14 protein-coding genes are annotated in these 15837 nt (G+C 66.3%); 9 read left to right on the forward strand and 5 right to left on the reverse strand.

Going from position 1 to position 15837, the window contains the following annotated elements:
- The first annotated feature begins 245 nt into the window (after window positions 1–245).
- The 4 genes from VGB75_10270 (at window position 246) to VGB75_10285 (ending at window position 4469) form a co-directional block, all read left to right on the forward strand.
- The gene (locus VGB75_10270; protein HEY0167414.1) at window positions 246–1133 is read left to right on the forward strand and encodes a trypsin-like serine protease; all 888 of its coding nucleotides are present in this window, start codon (window positions 246–248) and stop codon (window positions 1131–1133) included.
- Window positions 1134–1377: 244 nt separating this feature from the next.
- On the forward strand, window positions 1378–2370 hold the full coding sequence (gene rfbB, locus VGB75_10275; GenBank protein ID HEY0167415.1) for a dTDP-glucose 4,6-dehydratase: 993 nt from the start codon (window positions 1378–1380) through the stop codon (window positions 2368–2370).
- Between the two features lie 51 nt (window positions 2371–2421).
- The gene (locus VGB75_10280) at window positions 2422–3282 is read left to right on the forward strand and encodes a phytanoyl-CoA dioxygenase family protein (GenBank protein ID HEY0167416.1); all 861 of its coding nucleotides are present in this window, start codon (window positions 2422–2424) and stop codon (window positions 3280–3282) included.
- Between the two features lie 95 nt (window positions 3283–3377).
- Window positions 3378–4469, forward strand: a complete 1092-nt coding sequence (locus tag VGB75_10285) for a glycoside hydrolase family 43 protein (protein ID HEY0167417.1) — start codon at window positions 3378–3380, stop codon at window positions 4467–4469.
- Window positions 4470–4560: 91 nt separating this feature from the next.
- Here the strand turns inward: VGB75_10285 and VGB75_10290 are convergent, their stop codons facing one another.
- Window positions 4561–6399, reverse strand: a complete 1839-nt coding sequence (locus VGB75_10290) for a family 43 glycosylhydrolase (GenBank protein HEY0167418.1) — start codon at window positions 6397–6399, stop codon at window positions 4561–4563.
- Window positions 6400–6974: 575 nt separating this feature from the next.
- Here VGB75_10290 and VGB75_10295 point away from each other — a divergent pair.
- From VGB75_10295 to VGB75_10305, 3 genes are read left to right on the forward strand one after another with little or no spacing between them, the layout of a single operon-like run.
- Window positions 6975–8312 (forward strand): ABC transporter substrate-binding protein, encoded by a 1338-nt coding sequence (locus VGB75_10295; protein HEY0167419.1) that lies wholly within the window; start codon window positions 6975–6977, stop codon window positions 8310–8312.
- A gap of 2 nt (window positions 8313–8314) precedes the next feature.
- Window positions 8315–9262 carry a sugar ABC transporter permease gene (locus VGB75_10300; GenBank protein ID HEY0167420.1) on the forward strand — a complete coding sequence of 316 codons (948 nt, stop codon included), beginning with the start codon at window positions 8315–8317 and terminating at the stop codon, window positions 9260–9262.
- Complete coding sequence (locus VGB75_10305) at window positions 9259–10182, forward strand: carbohydrate ABC transporter permease (protein ID HEY0167421.1); 924 nt, start codon at window positions 9259–9261, stop codon at window positions 10180–10182. Before VGB75_10300 ends, VGB75_10305 begins: the two co-directional genes overlap by 4 nt.
- 24 nt (window positions 10183–10206) lie before the next feature.
- On the opposite strand, the gene VGB75_10310 is transcribed toward VGB75_10305, so the two are convergent.
- Window positions 10207–11022 (reverse strand): phosphotransferase, encoded by an 816-nt coding sequence (locus VGB75_10310; GenBank protein ID HEY0167422.1) that lies wholly within the window; start codon window positions 11020–11022, stop codon window positions 10207–10209.
- 129 nt (window positions 11023–11151) lie between these two features.
- Between VGB75_10310 and VGB75_10315 the strand changes: the two genes are divergently transcribed.
- Window positions 11152–11355, forward strand: coding sequence for a hypothetical protein (locus VGB75_10315; GenBank protein HEY0167423.1), 204 nt, complete (start codon window positions 11152–11154; stop codon window positions 11353–11355).
- A gap of 24 nt (window positions 11356–11379) precedes the next feature.
- On the opposite strand, the gene ctaD is transcribed toward VGB75_10315, so the two are convergent.
- The 3 genes from ctaD to VGB75_10330 form a co-directional block, all read right to left on the reverse strand.
- Entirely contained in the window at window positions 11380–13086 is a 1707-nt protein-coding gene (gene ctaD / locus VGB75_10320; protein HEY0167424.1) for a cytochrome c oxidase subunit I, read from the reverse strand.
- 183 nt (window positions 13087–13269) lie between these two features.
- Complete coding sequence (locus VGB75_10325; protein HEY0167425.1) at window positions 13270–14001, reverse strand: response regulator transcription factor; 732 nt, start codon at window positions 13999–14001, stop codon at window positions 13270–13272.
- 185 nt (window positions 14002–14186) lie between these two features.
- Complete coding sequence (locus tag VGB75_10330; GenBank protein HEY0167426.1) at window positions 14187–15263, reverse strand: hypothetical protein; 1077 nt, start codon at window positions 15261–15263, stop codon at window positions 14187–14189.
- A 269-nt stretch (window positions 15264–15532) separates the two neighbouring features.
- Between VGB75_10330 and VGB75_10335 the strand changes: the two genes are divergently transcribed.
- Window positions 15533–15793: a hypothetical protein gene (locus tag VGB75_10335; protein HEY0167427.1), complete on the forward strand. Its 261-nt coding sequence runs from the start codon at window positions 15533–15535 to the stop codon at window positions 15791–15793.
- Window positions 15794–15837: the final 44 nt, after the last annotated feature.

The raw sequence follows: 15837 nt of genomic DNA on the forward strand, positions 1-15837 counted from the left end.
ATCGGGGACGGCCCTGAGAACAACCCTCGCCCTGGTGTCGGGGGGTAAGGGTCCGCCCGGGGACGCGGTTTCAGGGCCGCTGCGTCCAGGTCAGGCAGACGTTGCAACTGAGCAGTGGTGTCACCTCTTGCCAAGGCGTCTGCAAGGAGTCACGATAAGCCCACTCGAAGTGGGCAAGGCGGTCACATCGGGCTCAGGAGCACAGACCCCGTCACCCCTGCACTCATCCGCACAAGGAGCGTCCCATGCGTCGTCGTCTCGGTATCCCTCTCATCGCGGTGGCCGCCGCGATGCTGACATTCGGGTCCGGACCCGCGTCAGCGATCAGCACCTACAACTCGGAGCCGGCCCCCGAGCGCACCGAGACCGGCGCGATGCTGGTTCTGCAGGACACCGACGGCGACGGCGCCAATGACGACTTCGACTGGTACTGCAGCGGCGCCATGGTCGACCGCAACACCTACCTGACGGCCGCGCACTGCGTTGTCGACTGGCCGGCGGGAGCTAAGTTCTACGTGTCCCTGGACCAGAACGTTCAGGGCGAACTCGATCGCTCCCAGGCGCTGGGGCTGCACGGCGCCGCCCAGGCCCAATGGTTCCTCGACCACGGCCACGCCGTCGAGGGCGACCCCGCCCACGACTCGGCATACCCGGGCAACCAGTCGAACTCCCATGACATCGCCGTCATCGACTTCGCCCGCCGCGCCGTCACGCCCGCCAACCGGTGGGCCTTCAAGCCGGCCACCCTGCCGACCGCCGGAATGCTGGACGCGCTCAGCGCCAAGTCCCTCGACAACAGCGTCTGGACCGCCGTCGGGTACGGCACCGAAGAAGCCACTACCGGCCCCGGTGGCCAGACACACCCGGGCGGCGGCGTCCGGCTCAAGGCCGAACTCGGCTTCGCCGCGCTCAATGACACCTGGATCCGGCTGGCGATGATCGAGTCCCAGGGTTATGGCGGTGCCTGCTACGGCGACTCCGGCGGCCCGAACTTCATCACGATCAGCCGCACGCTGATCCTGGCGGGCACCACGATCACCGGTGACACGCCTTGCTACTCCACCAACGTGGCCTATCGCCTGGACACGGCCTCTGCCCGATCGTTCCTGGCGCCGTACGTGACGCTTCCCTAACTGGCGAACAGCAGCGGCCTCCAGCCGTCCCGCGCGCAGACATCGGCGTGGGACCGTCGCTGGGGGCCGCTGTCATTCCGGCGGCTCGCAGCCGCCGAACCGGCCGCGACGGCGGCAGCCACCCCTGTGGCGGTGTTCGCGCCCGGCTATCTGACTATCCGCATACGGTATCGTTCAACGTTGCGGTCAGTGAGGTAGCGCGGTCGAAAGGGAGCGGTAAACGGTGGCGGGTCTGAGGTACCTCGTGACAGGTGGTGCCGGATTCATCGGCTCCAATTTCGTGCATTCGATATTGTCGAGCGGCTCTGCCGCGTCGGTGATCGTTCTCGACGCATTCACCTATGCCGCTAATGGACTGAGCCTGGCCGACGTCAGCGACGACATCGAAGTGGTCACCGGCGATATCTGCGACACCTCGGTGCTGGACCCACTGGTGGCGCGAAGCGACGTCGTGGTCCATTTCGCCGCCGAGTCCCACAACGACGTGGCGCTGACCTCGCCCGGTCGGTTCATCCAGAGCAACCTGATCGGCGCCTACGAGGTGCTGCAAGCCGTCCGCAAGCACGAGCGACGGCTGCATCACATCTCCACCGACGAGGTTTTCGGCGACCTGGAGCTCGATGACCCGGCGTCATTCACCGAAGACACCCCCTACCGGCCCTCAAGCCCCTACTCCGCGACGAAGGCCGGCGCCGACCACCTGGTGCGGGCCTGGGTGCGCTCGTTCGGCATCGCCGCCACGATATCGAACTGCTCGAACAATTACGGCCCGCGCCAGCACGTCGAGAAATTCATCCCGCGCCAGATCACCAACGCGCTGGACGGAATTCCATTCAAGGTCTACGGCGGCGGCCGCAATGTCCGCGACTGGATTCATGTGGACGACCACAATTCCGCCGTCCTGACGATAATCGACAAAGGGCGCCTCGGTGAGACGTACCTGATCGGCGCCAATGGCGAGCGGTCGAATCTGCAGGTGGTGGAATCACTGGCCCGATTGATGTCGGTGACGGTCCCCATTGAATTTGTGACCGACCGGGCCGGACATGACCTGCGCTATGCCATCGACGCCACGCGGCTGCGGACCGAACTCGACTGGCGCCCGCGCTTTGAGGACTTCGAGGCGGGCCTGGCGGCGACGATCGAGTGGTACCGGGAGAACGAGAGCTGGTGGCGGCCGGCCAAGGCGCCCACCGAGAACTACTACCAGGGTGTGGAAGTGAGCGACCGGATCTGAGGCCCAGCGCGTACTCTTTCGGAGAATAGCCAGTGTTATACGGAGGATCCGATGACTCGCACCGTGCCGTCCAAGGGCCAGCCAGTCAGTTCCCAGGTCAGTGACGCCGACATCGCCGAGGCGGTGCGCGCGCTTCACACCGACGGGGTGGTGGGTCGCAAAGGCGCCTTCTCGCGGGAGTGGGTGCAGACCCTCGGCGAGGACGTGATGGCTGCCTTCACCGAAGCTCGCAGCCGGCCGCATGGCGCCGTCGGCCGTGGCCCGAACCGTTGGTATGTCGAGATCCACCCGCAGGCGCTGCGGGGCTTCGTCGAGCTGGCCAGCCACCCGTGGGTGCAGGCCGTCAGCGAGGCGGTGCTGGGCCCGGACTACCGGATCGTCGAAGTCGGCTTCGACATCCCCTTCCCGGGTGCGATGAACCAGCCCTGGCACCGGGACTTTCCCAGCCCGCCGCAGACCCGCGACGAGCGACGGCTGACCTCGCTCGCCTTCAACGTGACCACCGTGGACACCACTGAGGACATGGGTCCTTTCGAGATCGCACTCGGCACGCAGTTCGATGACAGCCCGGATTTCGAGCACGGCATGTTTCCGCCCAAGTCCTACTACCCGCGCTATGAGGAGCGCGCCGTCCGCAAGTACCCACAGGTGGGTGACATCTCGGCACGTTCGGCGCTGACGATTCACCGTGGCACCACCAATCACTCGGACAAGCTGCGCCCGGTGCTGGTGCTGGGGGTGGACGGGCCCGAGGCGAACAACGCCGAGCACCACGACCTCGCGGTCACCAAGGACTACTGGCAGACGCTGCCTGAGGCGATCCGGCGGCGCCTGAACTGCCCGATCGTCGATGAGCTGGTCCCGATCACGCAGAAGCACACCATCGAGGGCCTGGTCATGGGTGAGGCCTGAAGCTCCCGGTGATCTCGGCAAGCTCATCCGTGGCCGCTGAGTCCGCTTGACGGCCCACCGTGCCGGTGCTCTGATGTGGCATGGTCGACACCGTTATGACGAGTCCTGCTCGCCAGCCCCGTAGGCTCGCCGGTCGCCGCCGCATCGCGTTGCTGTCGGCGTTGTTCCTGATACCGGGCGCGGTGGCGGTGGGCACGGAACGGGCCAGCACCGCCGTCGCCGCCACCTGCACGCTGAAGAACCCGGTCCTGCCCGCCGGCGCGGACCCCTCGATCTGGTACCGCAACGGCACCTACTACCTGGTCCAGTCCGACGGCGCACGCAGCATCAACCTTCGGGCCTCTACGACGCTGGCCGGGTTGAACACCGCGACCCGCCGGGTCATCTGGACCGCGCCGCTGGGCACCGACCACAGCGCTGAGATCTGGGCGCCGGAACTGGAATACCTCAACGGGCGCTGGATCATCTACTTCGCCGGCGCGACCGACAAGGGCGGCGACCCGGCCACGAACAACACCCACCGCATCTTCGCGATCACCGCCAACACCCAGGACCCGCTGGGTAGCTGGACCTTCTTCGGCAAGATCAGCGACTCGACGAACCAGTGGGCCATCGATGCCACCGTGTTCTACTACAACAACAGCTGGTGGATGCTGTGGTCGGGAACGCCGACCGGCAATGGCGGGGCGCCCCCGCAGCAGCTCTACATCGCCCATATGAGCGACCCGCTGCATATCGACCAGGACTACCGACGGCTGATCGCCAACCCGGACCAACCCTGGGAGACCTCGGTGCAGGCGATCGAGGAAGGGCCGGAAGCCTGGATCGGGCCGAACAACGCCCTGACCATCGTCTACAACGCCAATGCCAGTTGGACCACGTCCTACAGCCTCGGCGAGCTGGTCTACAAGGGCGGCGACCTGACCACCTACCTGTCCTACACCAAGCGCGGGCCGGTCTTCTCCTCCGCCAACGGCGTCTACGGCACCGCCGGCGCCTCGTTGCCGGTGCCCGGCGCCAACGGCAAGAACTGGCTCGTCTACCACGCCAAGACCAGCACGGCCAACGGCTGGAACGACCGGGCGATCTTCGCCCAGCCGGCCGGCTGGAACACCGACGGAACGCCTGCCTTCGGCATCCCCAGCGGCTACCGGTCCTACGACGAGGCTGCTCAACTGCCCTGTTGAGCAGCTGGCCAGCATGAGTCCGCAGCGTGGGCAGGGCCCTGAGCCCCCGCCCACGCCGCGGCTTCTACTCAGCCGACAACCGAGGTGTCAGTCAGTCCATCCAGTGCGGCGAGACGTGCACGGCGCTGACCCGGACGTAGTCGAAGTTGCTGCTGAAACCGGCGCCGCCCATGGAGACCAGGCCGATCTTGGTGTTCGGGGAGTTCGCCTGGGTCCAGGTGGCGCCCTTGTCCCACTGCCGGCCGTCCAGGCTGGTGTACGCGGTGTAGCGCTCACCGATCCGCACGATCCGCAGGTAGGTGGTGATGCCGACCGGCCCGACCACGGCATTGCCGTAGCTGGGGTACCCGGCGGGCACCGGCGACACCTGCTTGCCGAACTCGGTCTGCCTGGTGTTCCAGATCGAGGCCGAGGAGAGCTTGAGGTAGTTGCCGTCATCGTTGTAGATGACCAGCCCACCCTGGACGTAGTTGTAGCAGCAGCCCTCCGGCGGGGTGGTGACCCTGACCTTGGTCTCCACGACGTAGTCGCCCTTGGGCGCCGGTTCGGTCAGCACCGAGGCCAGCGGGGTGGCGGGCGGGTGGATGTCGGCGGCCTGGGTCTTCCAGCGCAACTGCCCGCTGTCGAGGCGGTAGCTGCCGGCCTCCGGCTGCCGGATCCAGGTCCACTGCTTGGACAGCGTGTCGGACCGGAACTCATCCGACAGCGACTTGTAGAGCCGGGTCGGGCGCGGCTCCTGGACGAATCGCGGCTTGTAGGCGGTCCGCTGTCCAGGCTGCGCGGCCGGGCCGGGCATCGGCGAGTCTGACGGGCCGCGGCCGGCACGCACCGTGGGCCAACCCTGCCTCCAGTCGAGCGGGTCGATCAGCGCCGGCCGCTTGGTGTAGCCGACCTCATCGGCGTAGTAGGGGTCGTTGCGGTCGACGGCGTGGTAGATCATCCAGTCCTGACCGGAGAAGTCGGTGATCACCGTGTGGTGACCGGCGCCCACCCATCGGTTCCCGTTCTGGGCCAGCACCGGGGTGCCGCCGACCCGGCCGGCCAGGATGGAGACGCCGTGGCGGTCCACGAACGGTCCGAGCGGGCTGCGCGAGCGTGCCGCGAACACCGAGTACCCGGTCAGCGGGCCGGCGCAGCAGTTGGTGGCCGAGGCCAGCAGGTAGTACCAGCCGTCCCGCTTGATGATCTGGGTGCCCTCGTAGCGGTTGTCGATCGCGACCTGGGTCTGACTTGCCGGATCGGTGGAGAGTCCATCGGCCGAGAGCCGCCGAACCGAGATGCCACCGAAGTAGCTGCCGAAATAGAGATAGCTGACGCCGTTGGCGTTGAGCACCTCGGGGTCGAAGATCCAGCGGCGGCTGCCGGGAGCGCCCTGTGGCTCCACCACCTGCTGCCCGCTGTCGGTCCACGGACCGGTCGGGCTGTCGCTGGTGGCCACGCCGATCGCCGAGCCGCCCCCGGGCAGCGAGGTGTCCGACGCGCCGTAATACAGCATGTACTTGCCGTTGCGGTACACGATTTCCGGCGCCCAGACGAACCCGGTCACCCAGGCCGGCTTGGTCGGGAAGGCGTCACCCTCATAGGTCCAGTTGATCAGGTCCAGCGAGCTGAACATCGGAACGTTGTGCAGCACCGGGCTGCCGGTGGGGCCGACCTCGCTCGCGGTGAGCGCGTCGGTGGTGCAGTAGAGGTACCAGTGCCGATCCGTGCCCTGCCCGCGCAGGACGTCGGGGTCGGCACAGCTCTCGGCGAGGGCGCCGGAGGGCAGCCGGAGTTTGAGCGGGTTGGTGTAAGAGGGAGCGACCTGGTGCTTGCTCTGCTGCTTCACCGTGGACGTCGTGCTCGCCGGGGCCGGACTGGCGACCGCGACGGTCGAGGCCGCCGTGGCCAACGCAAGCATCGGCAGGACGATCTTTCTGGACCAGCGCATGGACAACCTCCGAGCAATGGGCGACGGCGAGCCGTCTTGCCATCCTGACCCAGGCTTTTAGCGATGTAAAGGGTGGTGCGCGGGCTTGTCTGGACACCCGAGTCCCGGGGCGCTCACGCAGAGCGGCAGCCGAACAACCCTCCGCCGAAACCTCCCAGGTATCCATTGTCTCAAGCAGATATCCGGCGTTATAGAGCCAGTGCGAGCCCGTCCTCACACAGGGCAGGCGGTGGCGGGCAGTCGGGCTGTCCGGAATATCCGGATGTGGCATGGCTGCCAAGCCTGTACTTCGGCACAGATTGATACCGATGCGCTGCAGCCGGTGCTCGCGATCAACACTGCCGCTACCTTCAATTGGGAGATCAAAGACTTGCTGATCTCCATGGTCAAACGAGACCAGCAGGAGCCCTCCCGATAGGGGACGCCTTGGCGAGCCTCTGGCAGTGCGCTTGGACCGCGCCCGAGATGACTTCGCTAACCGGCCACCGTCGGATCTCAGCCCCCTGACGCTCGGCCACGGCGCGCCTGCTTCGCTCACCCCGACGTCTGACTCTCACCCATCAAGGAGACTTTCGATGAACCAGCTCAACGTTCCGCTGTCCCGGCGCGGCTTCATGGGGGCGGCCGGAGCCGTCGGAGGCGCGCTCGCACTCGCTGCCTGCGGCGGTAAGAGCACACCCCCGGGCGCCGCCGGCGGGCCGACCGCGTCGGGGGCGGGCACCGCCTACAACGGCCCCAACGTGAGCCTGGCGTTCTGGAACGGCTGGACCGGCGCCGACGGCGAGTACGCCAAGCAGATGGTCACGAAGTTCAACTCCGAGACCAAGAACGTCAAAGTCAACATGAACGTCTTCCAGTGGGCGGACTTCTTCCAGAAGATGCCGGCGGCGGTCACCAGTGGAAACGGCCCGGACATCGCAGTCATGCACATCGACGCCATCCCGACCCAGGCGGCCCAGCGGGTCATCGTGCCGATCGACGCGGTCGCCAACAGCCTGAAGCTGAACCAGGGGGATTACGCCGAGGCCGTCTGGAATGGCGGCATGTACAAGGACAGGCGCTACGGCATTCCGATCGACGTGCACTGCCTGGGCCTGTTCTACAACAAGGACGTGTTCGAAAAGGCCGGACTCGACCCGGAGAAGCCGCCGACCAACAAGGATGAGTACATGGCCGCCGTGGAGGCCATGAAGTCCAAGGGGATTCAAGGCAGCTGGGTCAGCCCGTTCCAGTTCACCGGCGGCCTGATGTACCAGTCGCTGCTGTGGCAGTTCGGCGGCGAGCTGTTCAACGAAGACGTCACTAAGGCGACCTGGGACTCCGAGGGCGGCATCGCGGCGCTGACCTTCATGACCGACCTGGTCAAGAACGGCTACAGCCCCAAGAACGTCGGCCAGGACGCCGACTACGTCGCGCTGAAGAACGGCCGCAACGCACTGAACTGGCAGGGTATCTGGCAGGTGAACGAGGTCACCAAGCTGACCACCGCCAAGATCGGCCTGGCCGAGCTGCCCAAGATCGGTGACAAGGGCGGCGTCTGGGGCAACTCTCACCAGTTCGTGCTGCCGCGCACCCAGGGCAGTGACCCGAACAAGGTGGATGCCTCGGCCTACTTCGTCAACTGGTTCACCCAGAACAGCGCCGACTGGGCCAAGAGCGGCAAGGTCCCGGCTGTCGAGAAGCTGGCCGAAAGCTCGGAGTTCACCTCGATCGAGGGTCTGCAGCCGTTCGCCAAGGAGGTGCCGGACGTGCACTTCCCGCCCGCCGTGGCCGGCATCAGCGACGCCATGACGGCGATGTACGACGCGGTCAACGCCGCGGTGCTCGGTAAGTCCGATCCCGCCTCGGCCCTGCGCAGCGCGGCCAACAAGGCGTCGCAGATCCTGGCGCAGAACAAGAAGAAGTACGGCTGAGCATGACGAGCACCACTGAGGCCACCGCTGTAGAGCGGCCGCCTGTCAGGTCTACTGGCAGGCGGCGCCGCAGTGGTTGGGCGACTCCCTACCTGTTTCTGGCGCCGTACGGCGTGCTGTTCATCGGGTTCATCCTGCTGCCCGCCGTCTACGGCATCTGGATCAGCCTGCATGACTACAACTACCTGCTGCCGAATCAGCCGTGGGTAGGCCTGAACAACTACCTCGACCTGTTCAAGTCGGGCTCGCGTGACGGCGCTGACTTCTGGCGCAGCATCCGGGCCACGGCGATCTTCACGGTCTTCAGCGTGCCGCTGCTGGTGGTCATCCCGCTGGCGATCGCCATGCTGCTCAACCGCAAGTTCCCGGGCCGCACCTTCTTTCGCGCTGTCTTCTTCACGCCCTACGTGCTCGGCGTGGCGGTCGTCGGCGTGCTGTTCCGGTTCCTGCTCGACCCCACCATCGGAATGCTGAACTTCTACCTCGGCAAGATCGGGCTCAGCGGCGATTACCCCTGGACCACCCAGGTCCCCTGGGCCTGGGTGGGGCTGGTCGGCATGACGGTCTGGTGGACCCTTGGCTTCAACGCGATCATCTACCTGGCCGGCCTGCAGGACATCTCACCGGAGCTGTACGAGGCCGCCGAGGTGGACGGGGCCACCGCGTGGGACAAATTCCGCAACGTCACCCTGCCGGGACTGCGTCCGGTGTTGCTGTTCGTGCTGACGCTGACCCTGCTGGCCTCGGCCAACATGTTCGGGCAGTCGTACCTGATCACCAAGGGCGCGCCGGAGAACGCCACCCGGACAGCGATCTACTACATCTCCCAGGTCGGGCTTCAGCAGTACCGGCAGGGGATCGCCGCGGCGATGAGCTACATCCTGGCCCTGATGCTGATCCTGATCAGCCTGCTGAACTTCAGACTGTTCCGCGAGAAGGAAGAGTCATGACGAGCCTCGCACCCGGCGGCGCCACCGCCGCCACCGGTCCCGACCCGCGGGAGCCGGCCCGTAACCGCAACGCTCACTCGGGCGGGCCGGCCAGAACGCCGCTGGGCCAGGTTCTGTTCTGGCTGATGCTGGCGGTGCTGACCCTGATCTTCCTGGCGCCGCTGGTGTGGATGATCAGCACGTCGTTCAAGACTCCGGAAGCATCGACCAGCCTGGAGCTGTCCTGGATACCCCAACCCTGGGACATCTCGGCCTACCAGACGCTGTTCAGCGCGGGATCGGCCAACCCGGTGCTGCGCTGGTTCTTCAACAGCATGTTCTCCGCGGCGGTGAACGCGGCGCTGATCGTCGCCGTGGACGCCCTCGCCGCCTACGCGTTGGCCCGGATGGACTTCCCGGGTAAGAAGCTCATCTTCACCAGCGTGATCACCACCATCTTCCTGCCGGCGTTTGTGTTCCTGATCCCCAACTTCCTGATCGTGAGCCGGCTGGGTTGGCTGGACTCGTTGTGGGCGATCATCGTGCCCAGCGCGGGCGGCGCTTTCGGGGTGTTCTTCCTCCGGCAGTTCTTCTCCACGCTGCCCAAGGAACTGGAGGAGGCCGCCATCATCGACGGCGCCAACCAGTGGAAGATCTTCATCAAGGTGATCCTGCCGCTGTCCAGACCGGCCCTGTCGACGCTGGCAGTGCTGTCGTTCCTCACCAACTGGAACGACTTCCTGTGGCCGGTGTACGTGCTGTTCAGCCCGGAGACCCAGACCCTGCCGTCCGGCCTGGCGAAGTTGCAGAACGCGGCGACGGTGAACTACCCGATCATCATGGCCGGCGCCGTGGTGGCCAGCGTTCCGGTGATCATGATCTTCATCATCGCGCAGCGGCAGGTCATCGAGAGCGTCTCGCGATCTGGCTTGAAGGGGTAAGCCACGCCTGGCTCATAGCGCCGCTCAGCACACGCCGAGGACCGTGCAGACACTGCTGTACGCCTCGGCGTTGCTGCGCAGGTAGGCCAACGGCGCCTGGCGCCCTGACGCGATGCGCTCAGCGGTGATCAGCCGGAACAGCGTGGCACGGGCGATCATGGACCGGCTCTCGACCGGCTCCACCAGCTCAAAGGCGTGCAGCACTCGCCGGCCGGCGCCGTGCCAGGCCACCGCGTCAGCCACCACGACCGCCAGGCCGAAGCTGGCCGGTCGCCAATACGGGGTGAAGTCGATGATCCCCGGCGCCGCCGGGTCGGCGAACAGGACGTTGCCGGTCAGGTCGCCATGGATCAGTTGGCTGGGCCGCCGGGTCGGGCGCAACTGGCTGGCAAGCCGCTCAGCCGGCGCGCGCAGCACGGGATGAGCCGGCAGCTCGCCGGCCCAGCTGAGCCGCTCGGCGACCGACCAGTGATCATCGCGCTCGGCCAGGAAAGCCGGTTCGGCCACCGCCGCCAGCGCCTGGTGCAGGGCTGCGCCGGCGCTCAGCACGTCCGGCCAGCGGGTGAGGTCATGGTCGCCGGACAGCCGCTGCCAGGCTGACCAGCCGGCCGCCGTCCAGTCACCGGTGAGGGTTCGCACCGGCTGGCTCAGGCGAAAACCCGCTCCTGTCACGGTGGGCGCCACATCGGCGATCCATTCCGCCTCGGCCTGATTGCCGACCGGTTTGAGGATGACCGCACCGGCCTGCCAAGCCCGGCCCTGACCACCGGCCAGCGGCTGGAGAGGGCTGCCGGCCAGCCCGAAGGCCGCCAGCACGTCGGAACCCGGCACCTGGCGCACCCGATCATTCTGTCCTACCTGCCACCCCGACGGCCCGCCTTGCGCCAGTGAACGGTCCACGCGAAACTGGGCAGTGGTGAGCGGCCAAGCCACGGCTGGACTCGACCGGGCTGCCAGGGAGAAGACGACATGAGCGAGCACGATCAGAACGGCGACGATCACAACCTCGAAGAGGCTGCCAGCGAGGGCCGGCTACCCGGCTTGGAAGAGGCCGAACTCGCCGAGAGAGAGGGCCGTGACGTGTCCGAGACTCCCGACACCGAGGTGGACGGCACCGCCGACGACGACGCCCCGGCCGGTGGCGTGGTGATGGGCGCGATCAACCAACACTGACGTACGCCCAGCGCTGCCTGAGCCTCAGCCGTTGCCAGGATCGGGGTCACGCTGGCTGCGCGGTTTGCCGCCGTCCGAGCCGACCGCGGCCACACCAGCCCGCGCGACGTTCTTGTGGTGACGCTTCTCCGCGTGCGCCTCACGGTCCAGCCGGTCGATGAGGTGGGGGTAATGCGCCTCGAACGCCGGGCGCTCGGAGCGGATCCTCGGCATCGACGTGAAATTGTGCCGCGGCGGCGGGCAGGAGGTCGCCCACTCCAGTGAGTTGGCGTGCCCCCAGGCGTCGTCCTGCGTCACGATCTCGCCGAATCGGTACGAGCGGTAGACGTTGTACAGGAACGGCAGCATCGAGGCCCCGAGCACGAAGGACCCCAGGGTGGAGATCAGGTGCATGGTGGTGAAGTTGTCCGTGGGCAGGTAATCGGCGTAACGCCGGGTCATGCCCGCGTTGCCCAGCCAGTGCTGGATCAAGAAGGTGACGTGGAACCCGACGAACGTCAGCCAGAAGTGCAGCTTGCCCAGCCGCTCGTCCATGTAGCGGCCGGTGAACTTCGGAAACCAGAAGTAGATGCCGGCGAAGGCCGCGAACACGATGGTGCCGAACAGCACGTAGTGGAAGTGCGCCACCACGAAGTAGGTGTCCGAGACGTGGAAGTCCAGGGGCGGCGAGGCGAGGATGACCCCGGTGAGGCCGCCGAGCAGGAAGGTCACCATAAAGCCGATGGCCCATAACATGGGTGTCTCGAAGGTGATCGAGCCTCGCCACATGGTGCCTATCCAGTTGAAGAACTTCAGGCCGGTGGGCACCGCGATCAGATACGTCATGAAGGCGAAGAACGGCAGCAGCACCACCCCGGTCGCGTACATGTGATGCGCCCACACCGCCAGCGACAGCCCGGTGATCCCGAGCGTGGCCAGCACCATGCCCTTGTAGCCGAACAGCGGGGTGCGGCTGAACACTGGGATGACTTCGGTGATGATGCCGAAGAACGGCAACGCCACGATGTAGACCTCGGGATGGCCGAAGAACCAGAACAGGTGCTGCCACAGGATCGGCCCGCCGTTGCGTGCCTCGAACACCTGAGCCCCGAGGTGCCGGTCGGCCCACAACACCAGCAGGGCAGCGGTCAGGATCGGGAAGGCCAGCAGCACCAGCAGCGAGGTGGCCAGAATGTTCCAGGTGAAGATGGGCATCCGGAACATCGTCACGCCGGGCGCTCGCAGGCACAGGATGGTGGTGATCATGTTGACGGAGCCCAGGATGGTGCCCAAGCCGCCGACCGCCAACCCCATGATCCACATGTCCGGTCCCACGTTGGGAGAGTGCTGCATGTTGCTCAGCGGGGCATAGCCGGTCCAGCCGAAGTCCGGCGCGCCCTGCGGCGTCAGCGCGCCGGAGACCACGATGAGGCCGCCGAACAGGAACAGCCAGTAAGAAAAAGCGTTCAACCGGGGAAACGCCACATCTGGCGAGCCGATCTGCAGCGGCACCACCAGGTTCGCGAACGCGAACACCAGCGGCGTCGCGAACAGCAGCAGCATGATCGTGCCGTGCATGGTGAACAGCTGGTTGTACTGCTCCGGCGACAGGAACTGCATCCCTGGCAGGGCCAACTCTCCCCGCATGACCATGGCGAGAAGGCCACCGAGCATGAAGAAGACGAACGAGGTCACCAGGTACATCTGACCGATGAGCTTGTGATCGGTGGTGCGCAGCAGCTTCAGAAACACCGAGCCGCGCGGACTCTGCGTCGCAGGATAGGGCCGTACCAGGATGGGCTGTGGTTCGACGGCCCTGGCGCGATCAGCTATGTCAGTCATCTGGTCCCCAGCCGCGCAGTGCTCGAGCGCGCGCGGCAATCAGAAAACGGCCCTTTAAACGGGGCCCGACTGACTGCTCAGTACCTTAAAAGCTTAGACGACTACCCCGTTACGCGCGACGGGCGCCATCCGGGTGACCGCGGCTCCGGCGCGGACGCGAGACGGCGGCTGCTCAGGCACGGGCAGCAGCCCGAGCTCAAGCGCCCGCAGCGGCAATTGCGTTCGGCGCGAGACGTCCAGGTTGGCGGTGATCCGCTCGATATGGCTCTTGACCGTCTTCTCCGAGATGAAGAGCTCCCTGGCGAGCTCCTTGTTCGACGTGGTGCCGGCCGCCACCAGGTGCAGCACCTGCCGTTGCCGGGTGGTCAGCTGAGGAACGGAGCCGGTGCTGGCAGCCACTTCTGGCACGCTCTCTGACCGCACCTCGACCAGTCGCCGGTCGAGCACCGGGCGGACCCCGCTGACCGCACGCCGGAGGCAGTCCCACAACTCGGCCCGACTGGCGCCTCTGCAGATATAACCCGCCGCGCCGGCGGCCACGGCCTGCTGGGCCAGCTGCATGTCGGGATGGCCTGTGTAGACCATGACGACCGCGTCGGGATGGCACTCAAGCAGGTCCTGGATCAACACCAGGCCAGACTCGGCCCCCAACCGCACGTCGACGGTCACCACATCCGGATAGCGCTGGGCGTACTCGACCAACGCTTCGGCGTTGGTCGCAGCCTGGCCGACGACTGTCGCCCCACTGCTTTCAAGCCGTTGAACCACTGCTCGCCGCATCAGGATGCCGGTCTGAACGACCAGCACCCGAATAGATTCGCCCATCGCTGATTACCTCGTGGCACCGGCTCCAAGCTTGGTGGTTGTTCCACCCGAGCGTTGGCCCCCGCTAGCCCGGCCGTGATGTGAGGAATCTTACACTAATCGCCGGGCTTATAGGGCGGAAAGCGCCTATTCCAGCTTGATCTCCATTCCCGCATGGCAACGCTGGTTCGGGCGGGTGAACGCCGCTATCTGATCAGCGAGCTGAGGGCGTTGAGGTCCTGGTAGCCGTAGCGGGTCATCGGATCGATGTAGGAGCCCTCGGTGATCTCATTCCAGCTGATCAGGCCGAAGGCATCGGGACGGGTGGCGCCGTTGCCGTTGTACAGGGTCTTGATCGTCTGACCGCCGCGTCGTGGGACGCAGGCCGAGCCGCCAGCCAGTTGCTTGTTGTAACCGGGGATGATCGGCGCGACCCACACCTTGGGGGTTCGGTCAGGGTTGGCCCCGGACGCCCGCACAGCAGCGGCCAGGGTAGCCAGTTGCTTGAAGGACTGGGGATTGCTGTACGGGTTCTGCGAGGACCAGTAGTAGGCGTTGCCGTCCAGGAAGGGCGCTCGGCTGCTAGACCACGTGGTCTCGTCACCGAGGATCCTCAGCCTGGAGCGCAGCGGGGCGCCGACCGAGGACAGCGTGGAGGCCGGGTACTTGCGACTGCCCTGCCAGATCACGGTCACCTTCGGCGACCTCGTCCTGTCGAAGGCTGGGTTGGCGCCATAGGTTCTGACAAAGTAGGCCAGGTCGTTGCTGATGTGAGAGGCCGGCAGCACCTTCGCCGAGGCCTTGTAACTGAGCCAGAGCTTGAACGGGATGCCGGCGGCGTTGACCTTGCCGACCGCGTTCACCAGAACCCGCAGCCGGGCGCTGTAGGGATTGCTGGCGGCGGTCTGGGTGCTTGACCCGGTCCCGATCCAGTTCACCGCAAAGCCTGTCAGGCCCGCGGCAGCCGCCTGGCGCACGTCAGCCTCGATGAAGCCTGCGTCATCCTGGCTGTAGATCCTGCCGGGCACGTCGGTGAGAGTGTTGCCGACATAGCGGCTTCGAGCTCCGCAGCCAGTCGAGTCGAGCGTGGCCGGGAGCGGCAGGGGGCTCGCTGTCACCGGGTAGTTGGGACCCAGCGCGCTCTTCCAATGATTGGCGCTCCACCACAGGTAGTAATAGGCGAAGACCGGTGGCTTGCCGGCCGTGGTCGTCACCGCTGTGGTAGCGGGCACGCTGGCGGCCGGGGCGGCCATCGCCGGAAGCAGGCCCAAGCCAAGGGCCACCGATGCAGCCAGAGCGATCAAGCGCAGCCGAGCGCGTCGCGTCGGCGAATCGGTAGGAGAAATATGATCTTCGCGCACCAGGACTCCAGGTCCGATAGTCGAGTTCGAGCTGAGCCTGGTCACGAAGCGTAACCGAACTTGTGACGGTAGGTAAATGAATCGAGGAACTTTCGTTCATCCCCGTGTAAGGAGCTTTTCGCCCTGACGCCGCTATCCTCAGCTACGGTCGGCTTTGACCGACTGGTCACCGACCGACCCGAGGAGCGTTCGTGTTAGCTGAGGACGGCGCGGAACACCCCGAGTCACACGCCGGAGTGCGGGCCTCGGCTGAGCACATACTCCAGTTGGACCGGCTGATCGCCGACCAGGCGGACGAGCTGACCGCGGCCGAGGCCGTCTGGCGAGAGCTCCTCGCGCTGTGCGACCTGGCCGAGTGGGCGACAGAGACTGCCGGCGACGGCCGCGCCGTGGTGCTCGTCGAGGATCTGCGTCGGGTGCTGGCCCGACGCCGCGGGACTGCTGGTAGCTGATCACGCCTGAGGTGGCGCAGGAGGGCTGGCTCAGATCAGGACTG

It is taken from the genome of Jatrophihabitans sp. (genome assembly GCA_036399055.1).
Classification (GTDB): domain Bacteria; phylum Actinomycetota; class Actinomycetes; order Mycobacteriales; family Jatrophihabitantaceae; genus Jatrophihabitans_A.